Here is a 15,053-nt window from a genome sequence, read left to right as displayed (position 1 = left end):
CCTGAAGCCGGGGCGAGTCTGCTCACCTTGCAGCCGGTCGCGAACGTCAATCTGGCGGATGGCTGGTATCTCCGGTCTTTCGATGTGCGCGACCCGAATTAGAAATAAGCTCAACGTGGCTCGTGGATCGGACAGCGGTTGAACCCCTGCCGGAACTGGGCGGAATGTTCGTAAGGCGCCTTGCGCGCGCGATTGATGTTGCCGAGCGGCTGGTGGGCGGCCAAGCCCGTCCAGACGCTGAAGCGCATCCGCTCATCGACCTCATCGACTTTCTCGTCGCTCCAGCTATCCTGCGGCCCGGCGCTAACGATCGCGACCGTGACGAAGGGCGCATCCGTCTCGTCCCACTCGACGGTCGGGTCTTCGATCGGTTGATCTTCAATGTTGCGACAGAGCTGAACCTGAAATTCCCATTGCGCGCGAATATCTCGCATCTCCGCCTGGACCGTCTCGCGGATAGCATTTTCGCTCACGCTGGTATCGATCTCGCGGCCCATCAATTCCGTGAGCCGACCGATACGGGCTTCAGCCGGAATTTAGCGACATAGTCGCCGTACCGAAACGGCGTAACGCTGAAATAGGTCTCGCCAAGCGGATCGACATTCGGAGCACCTCCGAGCGACTGCATGGCCGGGCTGGATATGCCGACCGCCTCAAGACCCTTATTGACCGTCTGGAGAACGCTAGAGAGTACCTCCTTTGTCCCTTCCATCCGGTCTGTTATCTTGGCGAGCATCTTCAGATTGCCGAGGAATTTTTCCGCATTCGGCGCCTGGAAAACCGGACCGTTGACCATCACGAAGTCCTGGGTCGAGCCGGCCGCATCGGAAAGCCTCGGGCCTTCGACGCCGACGACTTTCATGGCGAGTCCGCGCGGAAGTGCAATCGCGTCGGGCAGAATGTCGCCGGCATTCGTCGACATCCGCATATAGACGTCGTAGTTGCCCGAACGCGAGAAAAGGCCCTGGGCGAGTTCGGCAGGTAGGTTGTCCCTGACAATCATCTTGGCTTTAAGGATTCCGTGTGCCTTTGCATGCACGGACCGGACGGCGTGGCCATAGTCCTCAGCAGTCCGTTTCAGAATGACGTCGAAGGCGTCATTAAGACCGGAGACCACTTCCTGCTCGTTAGGGTTGATCTGTTCGAGATCCGCTGAGTAGCGCACAGGGGTGCCTGTCGTCATCACTTTGCTCCTGGGGGAAATTGCGACTTATGTGACAGAACGCCAGCCGAGTGGTCTTCGTTCCGAACCACGTGATTGCCGCCTCCAAACGGCGAAACCTTCACGGGAGACCCGCTATTGCTGAAGACAAATTGGCCAACCTGGCAATCTGTCTTCGAAATGCAGCCGCGCCTTTCGAATTGCTCCCGCCCGAACTCCAACTGGTTCGATAGAGCTAGTCTAGATACCCAAGAGGGGCTGCAGCAAGCGCAGTAGCCTGCTCGAAAACTTCAGTGGTGCGTCGGTAACCGCCAGGCAAATGCAGTCTTGTCCATGCCCGGCTCGCGGAGTGTGCAACACATCGGGATCAGCCATTTCCACATCGCCACGTCTAAACGTCGCAAATTGGTCCGAGAAACTTCCAGCAAGCACAAGAGTGAGCTCGTCGCCACGATGCGTATGCTCCGGGACCGGCAGGCCTGCAGGGATACGAAGCAGACGCACGGTTGTACTTTTATCTTCGGTTGGGACGATCATCTGCGCGGCGCCGCCCGTTCCCAGCGTCTTCCATTTAAGCCCTCCAGCGCGATCGACATACGATCGAAGCGGTTGCGGTAGCAACCTGTCACCTGCCGGCCGGCGAAGTGTCACAACGTTGGGAAACTCTTCATTTTCGATACGGCTTTTTAGGCGTGACCAGCTCTCAGCAACCGCATCATCGTCCTCAATAGGCTCTTCATTGTCCAGAAAGTGTCCGCCTATCGCCTCATAGACCCCAACGCGGCCACGGCATGAGGGACAAAGCGCAAGGTGTGTCGCAACAGCAACACTCCAGCCTTCGGACAGCCTGCCGGCGGCATAGAGCATAAGCATCTCGTCTTCGAGATGATGTCGGATTATCGGCTCTGCTGTAGTGCCCATCTTAGTTTCTCGCATGCCATTCGAATTCTTGATTTCACTGTCCCTAGCGGGATACCTAGCAATGAAGAAATCGCGGAGTGCGGCATTTCCTCGAAATATGAAAGCCGCAGGACTTCAAGGTGCTCATCCTTTAGAGACCCAAGTGCTCTGGTCAACGCCTGCGCGTCCTGAGCATTAATAATCGCTCGATCGGCCGCAATCTCCTCTTGCGGGACGAAGGCAGGATCATTCTCGTCCAACTCAGGCATCCGGCGCCTAAGAGAGTCGATATAGAGGTTGCGAGCAATCCTAAAGACCCAAGTCGATACCTGACCCCGCGCGGGATCGTACTGTTCAGCTTTACGCCATACCGCAAGCATAACCTCCTGGGCGAGCTCGTCGGCAATCACGAAATCCTTGGCGAGCCGTCGCATATGCGATCGCAACCGAGGGTAAATATGCTTATAAAGCTCCTCAAATGCTGCAGGATCGCGCGTCTGCGCCACCGCCTCCAGCAGTCTTTTCAATCTCGTCTGATCGTTTTCAGGCTCCTGGCCTTCCATGCTCTGCTTCCTCACGTGCACGCGAGGCATACGCTTTAATGCCGTTCCTGCAAACATCGTTGTTTCTCACCGGCGCTTCCCACTTGCATGTACGTGCCCAGTCACGCCTGGATCAAAATTTTGTTCGCTGTAACTATGGTTGCTGCTTTTTGTGACCGATGATCGAGTTTGTCCGGCAAGCTGCCGCATGGAAGGGCGCGAATTGTCCACCCCGATTCGGCCTTTTTACCATGCGAGGTGTCGCGAGCTCGACCGGTTGTTGAACGGACCGGCTCCAAGAAAACTTCGGATGCAAGCCCGACCTTCCCAAGTTCGACCCGGGCGCCTTCAACGCCGAGCCAAGGTGCAACCAGGACGTCCGAGGGGCACGGCTAGTTTTTAGACATCCATCGCGCCGGTTGAATGTCTGTCAAGGAGCCCTGACCGGGGCAGTCACCACAACGCGCAGCCCTGGACCATTTGGCTCCTCGTCAATGCTCCCTTGAAGGCGATCAATGATCGCAGCAAGCATGCGGGTTCCAAAGCCACTCCTCCCCTTGGGTAACTTGCCCTTCCCGCGGTCGGCGACAATGAGACGCAACGAATTCCGGTGCTGTTCAAGTTTGATCAGCAACGGCCCCGCGTCGCCGCCGTAGGCATATTTTTGTGCATTGATGACAAGTTCCGTCAACACGAGGCCAATGTTGACTGCGCGATCGGTAGAGACCAGAATGGGTGACAAATCTACATCGAGGCTTTCTGACCATTTCCTGTCCATCGTTGTGGACATGTCAGATAAGAGATTCTCGAGATAGCGTGAGAGGTCGACGATTTCCAGGCTGCCGTCCTGGTAAAGCCGACGATGCACGAGAGCGACCGCATTCAAACGGTTCTGAGCCTCGTTCAAGCTGACGCGGACCTCGTCGTTAACGGTCGCACGGCCTTGCATGCCTAGAAATGCTGATACGAGTTGCAGCGAATTCTGTACTCGGTGATTGACTTCCTTCATGAGGAAGTCTTTTTGAACGAGGAGGCTTTCATTTTCCTTCAAAGTGGTTGTCAGCTCGCGATTGAGCTCGCGGAGGCGGTGGTTATTCCGATGCTCCAGCATAAGCTTGACAATGCGCGACGCAACGTCCTCTTCAGCGTGACTCCACGGCCTCGCCCTTCCCCGGACGCTCTCGGACCATTCCTCGAAGGACGCGCGCGGTGTCAGCGTTGCACCGGCTTCCAGTGGCACGTCCTTATGCGGGTTCCCGGCCCACTTTAGAACCTCCACGTGTTCGGCCCGAAACCACATGAGAATTGTCGGGACTTCCGTCGACATCGTCACCGCAAGAAGGCCGCTGGCGCGATCCCGGTATGCGATGGCCGCCTCGAAAAGGCGAGACAGACTTGCAGTTGCGATCGGCTGCGTGGCGGCCGGCACGCGCGCGTAGCTCGCGATCTCGCGCACGTCGATCGGATCCGGACAAGCTCCATAGGTAAAGAGCTCGGTTCCCTGGACCGCGGCAAATCCGTCGGCCGCGAGAAGACGGGCGATTTCCGCGCCACCGTCACTGAAGAAGTCTTCAAGTGATCGATCACTACCAAGAAGGGAGATCACTGTATCTTCCTGCGAGCGGCTTCGAATGCGCTCGCGATACTGGGCCGCCTCTTCCTTGGCGCGGATTTGCCTGGCCAGCGCGTTGGACAGCGCTTGTCCGCCCATCCTCACGGCCAACGGAATTTCGCGCGGTTCGTGATGATGGCAGGCAATCAGCCCCCAGAGAACCCCGTCCTTAATAATTGAGAAGGATGCAGAGGCAGCAACCCCCATGTTGCGCAGATACTGCAGATGGACTGGAGATACGCTTCGTAGCGTCGAATCGCTCAAATCGAGTTCGCGTAAGTCCGTTGTGATCGAGTGAATGGGCTGTGGTTCGTAAGAGACATCGGGAATAACCCTGACGCGGTTGCGAACATAAAGTGCCCTCGCTTGTCTGGGAATATCGGAAGCAGGGAAGTAATGGTTCATGAAACTCGATGAATCCTTGTCGATGCTTTCCCCGACAACCACGCCGGCATCATCGTCGACAAACTGGTAGACCATCACGCGTCCAAAACCAGTCATCTCCCGAAAGACTTGAGCGGCGGCCTTGCAGAGTTCCTCGAGTTTGCTGGTCTTCTCGAAGGCTGAGGAAGCGGCGTCCAGTTCGACCAGGAACGGCACTGCCTGTACGGTATCTCGTTCTGCTCGATCAAGTTCCACAACCAGATAGTTTCCAGACCGGTAAGCCACGGCATTGAGTGGCCCGCAAGGCGCCTCGATGCGACCGAGAACCGAAAGAGCGCCGGCGCGGAGCTTATGGGCGAGCCCCTCTAAATCTAAACCCAAAACCTCGGATAGAGATTTACCGAGCGCGGGAGACGCAAGAAACCTTTCGGGCCGTCCTGCTACGCCGATACACGTCATAGAGGCGTCGCACACCAGCATGAGGCCATGGGCTTGTATTGCCCCCGGGATGTGGATGGGCTCAAGATCGCATGCGCTGGTAAGCGCAGGATCGATGTTTTGGTTGAGCATGCACGCCTCCTGACGCATTAGGTACTGCCACGGCCGCGGCTGCTTTGCGGACTGGATATACCAAAGCTTCAGGAAATGGTCATTCAAAAAGGACATGGGGCATCACCCGTTCAGATCGTCGAAAAACGCCATCTGGGTGCGCCATCTAGATGATTGCCGATCCTGAGGCCGGACCGATCTGCGCATACCTTTCTCGGAATGTGGAGGGAGTGGGGTGGCGCAAGATAGCTTTTCCTTGTAGCCCTTCTTTTACCGGGACGCGCGACAAGCAAAATTCAAAAGCCTAAAGTGCCGAGATCAGTTCGATAAGGGAAGAAGACAATCAAGCGGGCAGGGGCGAACGTCAAGATGGACTGGCTGCGCTATCTGATCACCGGCTATGAGCCATCCGACGTGCCACAAGTCCAGATGATGGGTTTCATGCAATCGCTCCTGGCAGAGGAGATGCTCACCAGCCCGATGGTGAACACCACAGCCATCTTCGACGCCGGACTGGCAAAGCGCACACTTTATGAACTAGATCGTTCGAATTTCACACGCGAAACCTACGATCGTGCCGTCAATGTATGGATGCGGTCAATTTCGAAATCCAGGGCCTCATTCACAAAGCCTGGGGTCGGCTATGAGCGTATTGAACGGAACTGTCTACCATCGATAAGTATCCCTTATCGATGGTGATTGCTTTCGAGGCGCGCCTGCGAGCGCTGCAATTGCTCGGCTTTTTGCGTGTCGCAAATCGCTGAAGATCGCGCCGGCGCAGAGACGCGCCGGGCCGCCTCGACAGCCCCGGGGATCGAACATTGAAGCTGAATCAGCTATTCGCTACGCGCGGCCGCTTGGTGACGTTGGGCGCGGGCCAACTCGACGAACCGGCGTTTGACCTCGGCAAACAGCGCGGGAGGCAAAGGGCCGTGGTAGCCCGTGTTAGTGTTGAGCGGCCGGATATTCGGTCCTGGCCAAACAAACCGGTTGCTTTCGGTCAAGACGATCCAGGAGCGGTCGTCATCGAGGCCCAGGCGCTGTTTGGTTGCCAGCGGAATTTCGATTGCGTCCGCAGGGTTGGATGGTGGGGTATGGAAAATCGGAGTACCCGCACGGCCGGTCTGCCGTCGTCAACATGCGCAACCATCGCCAACACAAGCACCGGCCGATCCTTGTCGCCCTCTTCGCGACCTTCGAGAAACTGCCAATGCCAGAGGTACGAGTAGCGAAAGAGCCAGCCGACTTTTGGTTCAGTCGGCAGCATGCTTGCCCGTCAGGACCTCAGCATTGAGATGATCGAGCGCCTCATCCATCTCGGACGCTTCGATCGCAGCAAGGTCGTCGTCGCCAATGGCGGAGGTCAGTTCGACGCGCCGTTCGCGTTTCGTCAGCCGCAGGTAATCTTCGTAAGCGATCAGGACCGTTTTCGGGCGCCCGTTTTTGGTGATGATCACCGGGTCACGGACGGCGGCATCCTGATAGGCGCCGAAATTTTTCGAGACCGTGGCCGCCGTAACTGTAGAAGTCATGTGAGAACTGCCTTTTTACGGAATATACGGAATATACGGAATTTACGGAAGTTTTGTAATCCCGGGCGGTGGCGGTCCACGCAACTCTAGTTACCGGTTAGCCGGCACCCCCGTGGTCGCTCCAGTATTTATGTCACGTTTCGGACAGGGGAAAGATGAATGCCTATCCTATTTGATGTGAACGAGGCTACCGAGCGGTTTAACGAACTGATTGAACGCACGCTGCGTGGTGAGGTCTTCGTGATCTGCCGGGGCGGCATACCGATCGCGGAGCTGACCGCGATCCCGAAGGCCGCAGGAACCATGGATGACCTCCGGGCGCTCGCAGCGGAAGGGCGCGCCAGCGCGCCGCCCGGCGCCAGCTCAAACCACGACGAGTTCTACGACGAAAACGGAATGCCGAGATGAGTGCCGTCGATCGCCGAGCCAGCGAGCTCGATACGATCGCCGCGGTCCTGCCGATCGAGCGGCGCGACGAGCCCGCAGAGCTACTGACCGACCAGGACGTCGAAACCCTTCGTCATCTCGTCAACGAAGGCATGGGCGCCAATTCGCTGAGGGCTCTCACCTCGGATCTGTCCTATCTTCAAGCCTGGGCACTGGCCGCGACGGCAAGCCCCCTCCCCTGGCCGGCGCCCGAGGCGCTTCTTCTCCCGTCGATCGCCATCGATCTCGGCCGGACTAAAACGAGCGACGGCAGCCGCGAGGAGACCATCTATCTGACCGGCGCACCTGTCGATGCGAAGACGAGGCTGCTCCAGAGAGTGTCATGATCAACGTACTGACCGGCCTGAGCGAGGCGAACAGCAACGTTACCAATCACGCCTACCCGGCCGAATATCAACCGGACTATCCGCATGTCGGGCGCCTCTGGGTTTCGGCAACCGCAGATAGGCACGACAATTCCTTAAACGGTCGTTGTATACGATCAGGATATAACGATCCCGATCACCGACCCTCGTATCAGCCGGCGCGAGGAGGTGATGAACTACCTCGGTCGGACATTGAAGCAGACCGGCACATTTGAATTTCAAAATGGGTATCTCTCATGCGCCAAAAAGCAACCTGCTAATGATGGCTTGACTGAGGCACTCTCCAGCATCGAAGTCAGAGCGGTTGCACAGTAAGACCAGATTTCGCGTTCGTTCTATGCCCGGTTTGCGGCGGGGTCAGCGACCGCTTTTTGGATCGCAGTGCCTCTGACCTCGCGGACCGACTGGCAAAGTCTTCAAAGTGGCGGTGTTTGCGACCGGTTAATCTGGCTCGGTTCGAAGCGAGTCGACTGTCGCGCGCGTAAGGCCAGCATGGCGTCGGAATAATACAGTCAGGCCGAAGCGCGCTCGATTTCTGCTATCACCGGGCTTCGATTTCTCTTGTTGGCGCGAAAGACTGCTTCAGTAATCAGCGACAGAGGAAGACCAATGAAAAAAGGAATGAAGAAATAGATCGCGCGGAAGGCGACAAGTGATCCAATTGAGGCCTGGTCTCCCATTACATGGGTGACTGTGGCCTCCAGGACGCCGAGGCCGCCTGGAGCGTGCGTGGCGAGAATAGCGATATTAGCCAAGGTGAAGGCGGTCGCGGCCTTGAGATAGCTGACATCGCCGCCCACTGCCATCACTTCGCGCAAACATGCGGAGACCAGTGCAAAGTTGACTGTCCCGACGATCACTTGGAGGGCGGCAATCCGTAGCGTCGGCATCTGGAATGTCCATGAGCGGATGTGCAGCGGGGTCCTTAGAAAGGAAGCAAGCAGGAGATATGCCGCCACCGCGACTATACTTGCAATGCCAATCGATCTCACCGCTGCTTCACTGAGACCGAGCACCGCACTGGCGTCTGCAGGGTTCAATGTCAAAACGATGCCGGATAGCATTGCCATGCCGACACCGACTGTAACGCCCGACAGGAGAACGATTTTGGCGACATCCTCGGTGCTCAATCCCCAACGCGCGTAGTACCGGTATCGCAGTGCGCCGCTGCTAAGCCCCGAAAAGCCGACGCTTTGGCCAATCGACAGCGCGATGAAGGATGCCAAGCCGATCTTCGGGTAAGGAAGGTCGCTGTGAACATGACGGACGCCTGCCCAGTCGAAACCGGTCAGGCAAATATATGAACCGAAGGCAAAGAGCATCGCCAGGGCGAGGTTCTGAGCAGGAATCTCTCGAACGGAACCGATGACCTCCCGCAACGAGTATTCGCTGAATGTCTCGTATAGAAGGTACGCGGCGGCGCTGATACCAACTATGATCAGCATGTACGTCAATATCTGCCTGCCCGTCATCGCGCCAACCATTCCTGTTTGCGCTGCAACGGCGATCAGGATGCTTTGGTTCCATAAACAGCGCCGCGCGCGCTCAAACCAATACTTGTCGCCTCTCACCGCACCAATCGATGACCGCTCCGACTGTTCAACCGGCGCCGGTGTCCGCCGATACGACCCGCCCCGGTCTTAGGCAAGGAAAATCGTTGAAGACGATATGAAGCGTTCTTCGCCGCGATTCATATAGTAAGCGGTCAGTACGCTGCCATCCTGTCGGCTTACCGCACGAGGATAACCGAGATCAGGCAGCAGGCCATCCGACCGGATAATGCTTTCCACCGACCAATGCGTGCCATTCGTCGTGCGCTTCATTCTTATGCCGGCGGGGCTGCCCCTGTAGCCATAGAGCAAGGCATATTCACCGCTGCCTATCGCGACCAAGGCGCCAGGATTACCGCCAGGCCCAGTGCTACCCCCAGCGGCTCCCAAGTCTTTCCGTAGTCCATTGACCGAAAGGCCTCAAGCCATCCGCCCTCCTCGATACCGCGGCCGCGTCGAACGACAGTCAAAACGGAACGATCTGGCAGTACGCTTGTGGGCATGATGGCATAGCCGTCACCATCGAATGGAAGATCGCTTTTCCAAGAAAAGCTTAACCCTCCATCGATCGTCTCAACGCACATGCACTGCCCTTCGTTGCCGTCTCTCTTGGAACGGCTAAGCATGAACAGTGCATGATTGCGGTCGATCGCGATCAGATCAGTTCGGGCCGCAACCCCGGTTTGATGCAGGCCAGTAAAGGCGTGAGGCCCACTCCACGTTCGTCCCCTGTCGCGGCTGACATAGAACCAGCTTTCAGCGCCTCCATCGATGCCTGTGCGGGCTGCCATGACTACGACTTCCGGATCCTGGAAATCGATTCTGGACGACTGGCTGCTTGACGGGAGTAGGTCTATCCTTGGACCGGACCGGAGTGATTGATCCACATGTTCGTTCGCCGACAGGCTGCGGCCGCCGGGCACGATCCCGCAGAAAGGTTCCGATCGCCATGTCCTACCTCCGTCGAGGCTCCGGCTCTGAACTGGCAGGCAGTCGCTATGCTTGTCGCGAGCATGTAGCCTGCCTTGGTCTCCAAGAACTCCAACCGCAAAAATGACAAGAGCTTCCCTCTCCCACAACCACATGCCGTAGTTTGCGGGCCAGCCGGCGAAACTCCCCTTTCTCGCGAACACATCATGATGCTTTACCGACGTAACCTGCATGTTACCGATGCCCGATCATCTTGATGGTCAGGATGAATGCAGATAGGCAGAAGCAAATCGAATTGGTCAGAATGATTGGAAGCTCGCCGCGAAGGACACCGAAGCCCGTCCACAGCGCGAAACCGGTAACTGTCAGAGCGTACATCCACCCCGAAATCGCCGCGGTGTCTCTCGTGCGGATGACCTTTGCGGCCTGGGGCACAAAGCTAATGACCGAACACGCGGATGCGCAATAGCCAACGATCGAAGGCGTATCCATTCTATCCTCCCGTATGCGGCCCCGTGCCATGCAAGGCTCTCAACAGTTTATATGCGCGACCCTCCCAAGGGGCGTAGATATTGAAGCCGGAGGGTGCGCAGTCCTCGGCTCGCGCTCCTCGCTTCCGCAGGTGGCCGCATGGGCCTTGAACCTGCAACGGCGCAGGTTGCTCCGATCAATCGAGATATGCTGGGCTGTCTGACTGCACGAAACCGCTGACCCTTGGAACAGATGATCCATTTCGAAGTTTGGCTACTGCTATATCGACACATAGGAGCAAATGATGAAGCACGCCCTCGCCATTGCCGGACTTTCTGTCCTGTTCGCCTCGCCCGTCCTCGCCCAGTCGGCAGCAGAAAAGACGGGCGTCAATTCAGTAATGGGTGTCGCCCCCAAAACCGAAGACTTCGTCACCGAAGCCGCAGGGAGCGACATGTTCGAAATTGAATCCAGCAAACTCGCCGCCGAAAAGTCACAGGATGCTGCGACCAAGAGTTTTGCGCAGCAGATGGTAGCTGATCACACAAAGACGTCGGACGAGTTGAAGGCACTCGTTTCTGGAGGAAAGGTGAAGGCCACCATCCCAGCTGCAATGAGTTCGGCACAGCAAAGCATGCTCGATGACCTCAAGAAACTTAACGGCGACGATTTCACAAAGCAGTATCACGCTGATCAGCAGGATGTGCACGAAGATGCCGTCGATCTCTTCAAGCGATATGGAGAGGAAGGTGACAACCCCGAACTGAAGGCCTGGGCAGCCAAAACGCGCCCTGCACTCGAGCATCACCTCAAGATGGCAACAGATCTGAACAAGTAATTCACAACCCGGCGTTGCCGTAGGTAACGCCGGGTTCATCTACGAGCTGCCTTGCCTATCTCGGCGCTTACGTCCGATTGTTACAATGCGACGTTGGCCCCTGCGGTCCGGCAAGGTCGCCACATCGGCTTTGCGATGGGATCGCACGAAGACCTAAGATCGATGCAGCACAACATGATCAAGGTAAACGTCGCGGATCAGAAGAAGTCTTTCGCTCGGGAACCATTGATCGCCAGCGTGGTTACGGTGCGTCACTCGGTCTGCCCGTCGTTGGTGCAAGCCAAGATGGTCTGGCCCGAAAGAGCGACCTTCATGTTGCTACCCATGAAGACAATGCGTCGCGCGCGAGCGCGACGCATTTTGTTTTTGCTGCGCTTCGATTGAGCATCAAGAAGGATCTCTGATCCCCCGGTTTGACCGAGGTCTCACATGGCGCGGATGTCCGTAGACACCGCAGGCGCTCCATACGGATCGAAAGGAGTGTTGCCGGTAGCTGTTGTCCGCGCTGCTGTTGACTGAGCGAGGCTGTGTCCGCGATCAGGTGCTAGCTTATGGAACAGCAAAGGGCCCCTCACCGTTATTGAGCCTGAGGTGGCAAGATGATGTTCTATTTCAATATCAGCTCCGACCGGGAGCGGGAAACGGACGCAGAAGGTATGGATTTGCCCTCCCTAGACCACGCGAGATGCGAAGCGCGGCGCGCCGCACGAGAAATGGTTGCCGAAATGGTTTTGCATAATGAGCCGATCGACGGGTTGTCGTTCGAAATCGCTGACAAGAAGGGAAGCGTACTGGACGTCATCAGGTTTCGTGACGTCATACGGATAGACTAGGGTCTTGGTTCACGTTTGGTCTGGCTGGAACCATCGCCGTCAACTGCGGTTCGTTTGCGTTAGCAAAGGCGAAGGTCATGGAACCAGATCGTGACATAGCAACCATATCGATCTATGCGGGCTTGAGGGGGTTATGCCCACGCTGCCAACGCGGCCACCTTTTTCGCGGTTACCTGTCGCTTGCACCGTCATGCGAAATCTGCGGGCTCGATTACGATTTCGCAGACCCCGCCGACGGCCCCGCGTTCTTTGCCATGAGCGTTGTTGCAGTTCCCGCGCTCGGTTTTGCGCTTTGGCTTCAGTTTAGCTTTAACCCGCCAATTTGGGTGCACTTGCTGTCAACGTTGCCGCTGACCGTTGCGGCATGCATGTCGCTTTTGCGACCACTCAAGGGATGGCTGATCTGCGCCCAATATCTTCACAAGGCGGCGGAAGGACATCTCGATCGAGATTGAGGCCTTTCGTTCTGGGGCGTTTACTGAAGCGGCGTTGACTGCTTGGTGATGCAGACGGAAATTTTGCAGCCTGGCGAGGACAACGCGACAAGGCTTGGGCCGGCCTCTGCCGGCAGAGATTGTCCGGGATGACATCCCTTTGCCTCGTCGCCCCAGCTTGGTGCGATCACGTACCCGGGGCTCTACCGCCTTGCTGTCCAGATGTCTGAGTTGCAAACTGACCATCTCGCCGACTCATGCTACTCTCGTGATAAGAGGGCAGATGCATCGTTGAGGAAAAATAGGGTAGGATTCTTTGGAAAGTCTCGCGTCTCCAATCTCGGGTCTGATTGTCGGTTTCCTGACGGGAGCTTCGCTGGTTGCGGTTATAGCTGTCGGGCTAGTGGCGCTAGGGGGCTGGAACTGGGGTCGCCCACCCATTGCTGCGGCGCGTACAGCATTGCGCGCTCTGCTTCTCTTGGATGATTTTGCAATCGCGTGCCACGCGGCTGCCTTCGACAAGCCGGAGTTCGATGAGGACGATCCGGAGCACTACTTCATGCATAGTGACGAACCGATTTTCGCACTTCCCGCGGATATAGATTGGTCTATCCTCGGGACGGATTTGGAAGAAGCTCTCATCAGAATGCCCAATTCAACGCGAAACGTCAGTCACGCACTGGATCATCTCCAAACGCAGACGTCAGACGAGAAATATTTCGAAAAGCGGAATAGCGAGTACGTCCGACTCGGGCTTGCGGCATTCGAATTGGCTGATCGTATCGAACGAGAATTCGGGCTGTCACCGCTTGACAGGCCGGCATTCTTCCAGCCGCGCCAGGAGCTCCTTCGGGAGCGACAGAGACGCCGAACGTCCGATTTAGAGGACGCTTCCATCGCTCGCGCGGTTTTCGGTTCGAACGTCACATCGATCTTCACAGCAAGAAACGCCAAGAAGCCCGAAAGATGATGCTGAGGAGGTGCGACCCTGCTTGACACAGGCAGTCTCGCCTGTCCGAATATACTTCGGCTACAGACGTTCAAAAGCGCTGTCATAAAGGCCGCGTAAATCGTCAAAGACTCTCTCGTAACGCGAGCGGCGCGATCTAGGGGATAGGCCGACGATTGCGAGCGTCAATGCTGCCGTTGCTGCGGCTGCGGCCAAAAGGCTAGACATCGGGTAAAGCTTTACCCCCGCTTCCGCTTGCCGCGCTCCCTGACGAGCGCCATCTCTTACCATATCAGAAGCGGCGTTAAGCTGCTGACGCAGGTCTTCCAGCCGCTTTCGAATGATGTCAATTTCCTCCCCCGCGTTAAAGCCCGGCTCGGGCGGTATTCCGACTGAGGCGGTCGCTCTATCGATCACCGCCCGCGGCACGGTTTCTCCCAGGCGGGCGCCTTCAGCTATAAGAGTTGGTCGGACTTTGCTGTCTGTCATTTCATGTCTCCGTCTGCCGTTCCACTGCCAATGCCGATGTTCGTACATCTACGCTGCCGGAGGCAGATAGTTCCGCACGGCGCCGAAAGCATCAGGAAAAAGACGAAGAGCAAAGCGGTGTCTGCGAGCCCAGCGACAATTCAGCGGAGAGCCGCCGCTGTTTCTGTCGCCCGGGCGACCGGTACCAGTCCCCATCCAGCGCCGCACCGGCCGCCAACTAGCTTTTGATGCCAAGGCCCCCCCCGGCGTGCCTCGCGTGCGCCATTGTTTGTCTTCGTGCAGCAGCGCGTCACCAATAATTGGCGTGTTTGCCACGTGAGGTGGCGCTGTCGCGCTCAGATCATGTGTATTTGGCTGCACCTTTCCATTCCTTTGTACGCTTCAGTACCGGAACAACGTCAGCGAGCAAACATTGTGGAAGCGCTGTGCCGTTTGGTGCTGCGAAATCTCAGGCCGGGGCGATTGCGGCCGCGGAAGCCAGTTCTGGAGGACTAACAATGGCAAAGACAAAGACCCTCGACGACCTTTTTCTCGACACGTTGAAGGATATTTATTTCGCCGAAAAGCAGATTCTGAAAGCATTGCCGAAAATGGCGCGGGCCGCTCAGTCGGAAGAAGGAAAGTCCGGATTTCTGCACCATCGCGATGAAACTCAAGGCCAAATCGAGCGGCTTGAACAGGTGTTCGAATTTCTCGGCAAGCCCGCCCGCGGCAAGACCTGCGAAGCGATCCAAGGAATTATTGCCGAAGGTGAAGAGATTATCGAGGAATACAACGGTTCTGACGCCCTCGATGCCGGGCTCATTTCATCGGCCCAGGCAGTCGAGCACTACGAAATCGCCCGCTACGGCACCCTGATTGCATGGGCCAATCAGCTCGGCTTGAAGGACGCCGTTGCGCTCCTTGAAGCAAACCTCGCGGAGGAAGTGGCCACCGACGAAAAGCTGACCGCGCTCGCCGGGTCGCAGGCGAATGTCAAGGCTATGGGCACAGCCTCGGCCAAGTGATTGCCTCGAGGGCCGTCTTTCAAGATGGCCCACCAATTTGCTCATCTTTCGAAGGACCA

Annotated in this window: 16 protein-coding genes and 4 pseudogenes; 9 read left to right on the top strand and 11 right to left on the bottom strand. The window is 57.1% G+C overall.

What is annotated here, in order from left to right:
* Nucleotides 1–110 precede the first annotated feature (110 nt).
* The 4 genes and pseudogenes from ACEN84_RS01515 to ACEN84_RS01500 all read right to left on the bottom strand — a co-directional run bounded on the left by ACEN84_RS01515 (nt 111) and on the right by ACEN84_RS01500 (nt 5,170).
* Nucleotides 111–1,183 (bottom strand): annotated as a pseudogene (locus tag ACEN84_RS01515) (catalase family protein).
* 219 nt (nt 1,184–1,402) lie between these two features.
* Nucleotides 1,403–2,083, bottom strand: a complete 681-nt coding sequence (locus ACEN84_RS01510; protein ID WP_130279511.1) for a ChrR family anti-sigma-E factor — start codon at nt 2,081–2,083, stop codon at nt 1,403–1,405.
* Nucleotides 2,059–2,625: an RNA polymerase sigma factor gene (locus tag ACEN84_RS01505; RefSeq protein WP_165402643.1), complete on the bottom strand. Its 567-nt coding sequence runs from the start codon at nt 2,623–2,625 to the stop codon at nt 2,059–2,061. Before ACEN84_RS01505 ends, ACEN84_RS01510 begins: the two co-directional genes overlap by 25 nt.
* 409 nt (nt 2,626–3,034) lie before the next feature.
* Nucleotides 3,035–5,170, bottom strand: a complete 2,136-nt coding sequence (locus tag ACEN84_RS01500; protein WP_246777746.1) for a histidine kinase dimerization/phosphoacceptor domain -containing protein — start codon at nt 5,168–5,170, stop codon at nt 3,035–3,037.
* Nucleotides 5,171–5,485: 315 nt separating this feature from the next.
* On the opposite strand from ACEN84_RS01500, the pseudogene ACEN84_RS01495 reads away from it, so the two are divergent.
* Nucleotides 5,486–5,796 (top strand): annotated as a pseudogene (locus tag ACEN84_RS01495) (plasmid partitioning protein RepA); the annotation flags it as partial.
* A gap of 189 nt (nt 5,797–5,985) precedes the next feature.
* Here ACEN84_RS01495 and ACEN84_RS01490 read toward each other — a convergent pair.
* Both ACEN84_RS01490 and ACEN84_RS01485 read right to left on the bottom strand, forming a co-directional pair.
* Nucleotides 5,986–6,416: pseudogene (locus ACEN84_RS01490) on the bottom strand (plasmid maintenance toxin (PemK-like)).
* Nucleotides 6,403–6,681 carry a type II toxin-antitoxin system Phd/YefM family antitoxin gene (locus ACEN84_RS01485; RefSeq protein WP_112716099.1) on the bottom strand — a complete coding sequence of 93 codons (279 nt, stop codon included), beginning with the start codon at nt 6,679–6,681 and terminating at the stop codon, nt 6,403–6,405. Before ACEN84_RS01485 ends, ACEN84_RS01490 begins: the two are co-directional and overlap by 14 nt.
* 159 nt (nt 6,682–6,840) lie before the next feature.
* Between ACEN84_RS01485 and ACEN84_RS01480 the strand changes: the two genes are divergently transcribed.
* Nucleotides 6,841–7,089 carry a type II toxin-antitoxin system Phd/YefM family antitoxin gene (locus tag ACEN84_RS01480; protein ID WP_112716097.1) on the top strand — a complete coding sequence of 83 codons (249 nt, stop codon included), beginning with the start codon at nt 6,841–6,843 and terminating at the stop codon, nt 7,087–7,089.
* Nucleotides 7,086–7,421: pseudogene (locus tag ACEN84_RS01475) on the top strand (integrase); the annotation flags it as partial. The gene ACEN84_RS01480 and the pseudogene ACEN84_RS01475, both read left to right, overlap by 4 nt.
* Nucleotides 7,422–8,005: 584 nt before the next feature.
* Here ACEN84_RS01475 and ACEN84_RS01470 read toward each other — a convergent pair.
* The 4 genes from ACEN84_RS01470 to ACEN84_RS01455 all read right to left on the bottom strand — a co-directional run bounded on the left by ACEN84_RS01470 (nt 8,006) and on the right by ACEN84_RS01455 (nt 10,465).
* On the bottom strand, nt 8,006–8,965 hold the full coding sequence (locus ACEN84_RS01470; protein WP_112716181.1) for a lysylphosphatidylglycerol synthase transmembrane domain-containing protein: 960 nt from the start codon (nt 8,963–8,965) through the stop codon (nt 8,006–8,008).
* 168 nt (nt 8,966–9,133) lie between these two features.
* On the bottom strand, nt 9,134–9,316 hold the full coding sequence (locus ACEN84_RS01465) for a hypothetical protein (protein ID WP_246777747.1): 183 nt from the start codon (nt 9,314–9,316) through the stop codon (nt 9,134–9,136).
* A gap of 56 nt (nt 9,317–9,372) precedes the next feature.
* Complete coding sequence (locus ACEN84_RS01460; RefSeq protein WP_246777748.1) at nt 9,373–9,834, bottom strand: sialidase family protein; 462 nt, start codon at nt 9,832–9,834, stop codon at nt 9,373–9,375.
* Nucleotides 9,835–10,207: 373 nt separating this feature from the next.
* Nucleotides 10,208–10,465 carry a SemiSWEET family sugar transporter gene (locus tag ACEN84_RS01455; RefSeq protein WP_112716093.1) on the bottom strand — a complete coding sequence of 86 codons (258 nt, stop codon included), beginning with the start codon at nt 10,463–10,465 and terminating at the stop codon, nt 10,208–10,210.
* A gap of 283 nt (nt 10,466–10,748) precedes the next feature.
* Here ACEN84_RS01455 and ACEN84_RS01450 point away from each other — a divergent pair, with 283 nt between their 5' ends.
* The 5 genes from ACEN84_RS01450 (at nt 10,749) to ACEN84_RS01430 (ending at nt 13,519) form a co-directional block, all read left to right on the top strand.
* Complete coding sequence (locus ACEN84_RS01450) at nt 10,749–11,282, top strand: DUF4142 domain-containing protein (RefSeq protein ID WP_112716091.1); 534 nt, start codon at nt 10,749–10,751, stop codon at nt 11,280–11,282.
* Between the two features lie 174 nt (nt 11,283–11,456).
* On the top strand, nt 11,457–11,666 hold the full coding sequence (locus ACEN84_RS01445; RefSeq protein ID WP_130279514.1) for a hypothetical protein: 210 nt from the start codon (nt 11,457–11,459) through the stop codon (nt 11,664–11,666).
* A 215-nt stretch (nt 11,667–11,881) separates the two neighbouring features.
* Nucleotides 11,882–12,115 carry a DUF6894 family protein gene (locus tag ACEN84_RS01440; protein WP_413708933.1) on the top strand — a complete coding sequence of 78 codons (234 nt, stop codon included), beginning with the start codon at nt 11,882–11,884 and terminating at the stop codon, nt 12,113–12,115.
* Nucleotides 12,116–12,192: 77 nt separating this feature from the next.
* Nucleotides 12,193–12,570, top strand: coding sequence for a DUF983 domain-containing protein (locus ACEN84_RS01435; protein ID WP_112716085.1), 378 nt, complete (start codon nt 12,193–12,195; stop codon nt 12,568–12,570).
* 295 nt (nt 12,571–12,865) lie between these two features.
* Nucleotides 12,866–13,519 (top strand): hypothetical protein, encoded by a 654-nt coding sequence (locus tag ACEN84_RS01430; protein ID WP_413708932.1) that lies wholly within the window; start codon nt 12,866–12,868, stop codon nt 13,517–13,519.
* A gap of 60 nt (nt 13,520–13,579) precedes the next feature.
* On the opposite strand, the gene ACEN84_RS01425 is transcribed toward ACEN84_RS01430, so the two are convergent.
* Nucleotides 13,580–13,987, bottom strand: a complete 408-nt coding sequence (locus ACEN84_RS01425) for a hypothetical protein (RefSeq protein ID WP_112716081.1) — start codon at nt 13,985–13,987, stop codon at nt 13,580–13,582.
* Nucleotides 13,988–14,484: 497 nt separating this feature from the next.
* Between ACEN84_RS01425 and ACEN84_RS01420 the strand changes: the two genes are divergently transcribed.
* Nucleotides 14,485–14,994, top strand: a complete 510-nt coding sequence (locus ACEN84_RS01420; RefSeq protein WP_112716079.1) for a ferritin-like domain-containing protein — start codon at nt 14,485–14,487, stop codon at nt 14,992–14,994.
* The last annotated feature ends 59 nt before the right edge of the window (nt 14,995–15,053 follow it).

Source organism: Rhizobium sp. Rhizsp82, assembly GCF_047325115.1.
In the GTDB taxonomy this organism is placed as follows: Bacteria; Pseudomonadota; Alphaproteobacteria; order Rhizobiales; family Rhizobiaceae; genus Rhizobium.
The sequence above is the reverse complement of the archived record's forward strand: the minus strand, read 5'-3'. Positions and strand labels throughout refer to the sequence as shown.

Coding starts and splice junctions, on each gene's coding strand:
- ACEN84_RS01470 (WP_112716181.1), bottom strand. CDS start 8,965: ATGACGGGCAGGCAGATATTGACGTACATGCTGATCATAGTTGGTATC.
- ACEN84_RS01500 (WP_246777746.1), bottom strand. CDS start 5,170: ATGCTCAACCAAAACATCGATCCTGCGCTTACCAGCGCATGCGATCTT.
- ACEN84_RS01460 (WP_246777748.1), bottom strand. CDS start 9,834: ATGGCAGCCCGCACAGGCATCGATGGAGGCGCTGAAAGCTGGTTCTAT.
- ACEN84_RS01435 (WP_112716085.1), top strand. CDS start 12,193: ATGGAACCAGATCGTGACATAGCAACCATATCGATCTATGCGGGCTTG.
- ACEN84_RS01420 (WP_112716079.1), top strand. CDS start 14,485: ATGGCAAAGACAAAGACCCTCGACGACCTTTTTCTCGACACGTTGAAG.
- ACEN84_RS01425 (WP_112716081.1), bottom strand. CDS start 13,987: ATGACAGACAGCAAAGTCCGACCAACTCTTATAGCTGAAGGCGCCCGC.
- ACEN84_RS01455 (WP_112716093.1), bottom strand. CDS start 10,465: ATGGATACGCCTTCGATCGTTGGCTATTGCGCATCCGCGTGTTCGGTC.
- ACEN84_RS01445 (WP_130279514.1), top strand. CDS start 11,457: ATGATCAAGGTAAACGTCGCGGATCAGAAGAAGTCTTTCGCTCGGGAA.
- ACEN84_RS01450 (WP_112716091.1), top strand. CDS start 10,749: ATGAAGCACGCCCTCGCCATTGCCGGACTTTCTGTCCTGTTCGCCTCG.
- ACEN84_RS01480 (WP_112716097.1), top strand. CDS start 6,841: ATGCCTATCCTATTTGATGTGAACGAGGCTACCGAGCGGTTTAACGAA.
- ACEN84_RS01485 (WP_112716099.1), bottom strand. CDS start 6,681: ATGACTTCTACAGTTACGGCGGCCACGGTCTCGAAAAATTTCGGCGCC.
- ACEN84_RS01440 (WP_413708933.1), top strand. CDS start 11,882: ATGATGTTCTATTTCAATATCAGCTCCGACCGGGAGCGGGAAACGGAC.
- ACEN84_RS01465 (WP_246777747.1), bottom strand. CDS start 9,316: ATGAAGCGCACGACGAATGGCACGCATTGGTCGGTGGAAAGCATTATC.
- ACEN84_RS01505 (WP_165402643.1), bottom strand. CDS start 2,625: ATGGAAGGCCAGGAGCCTGAAAACGATCAGACGAGATTGAAAAGACTG.
- ACEN84_RS01510 (WP_130279511.1), bottom strand. CDS start 2,083: ATGGGCACTACAGCAGAGCCGATAATCCGACATCATCTCGAAGACGAG.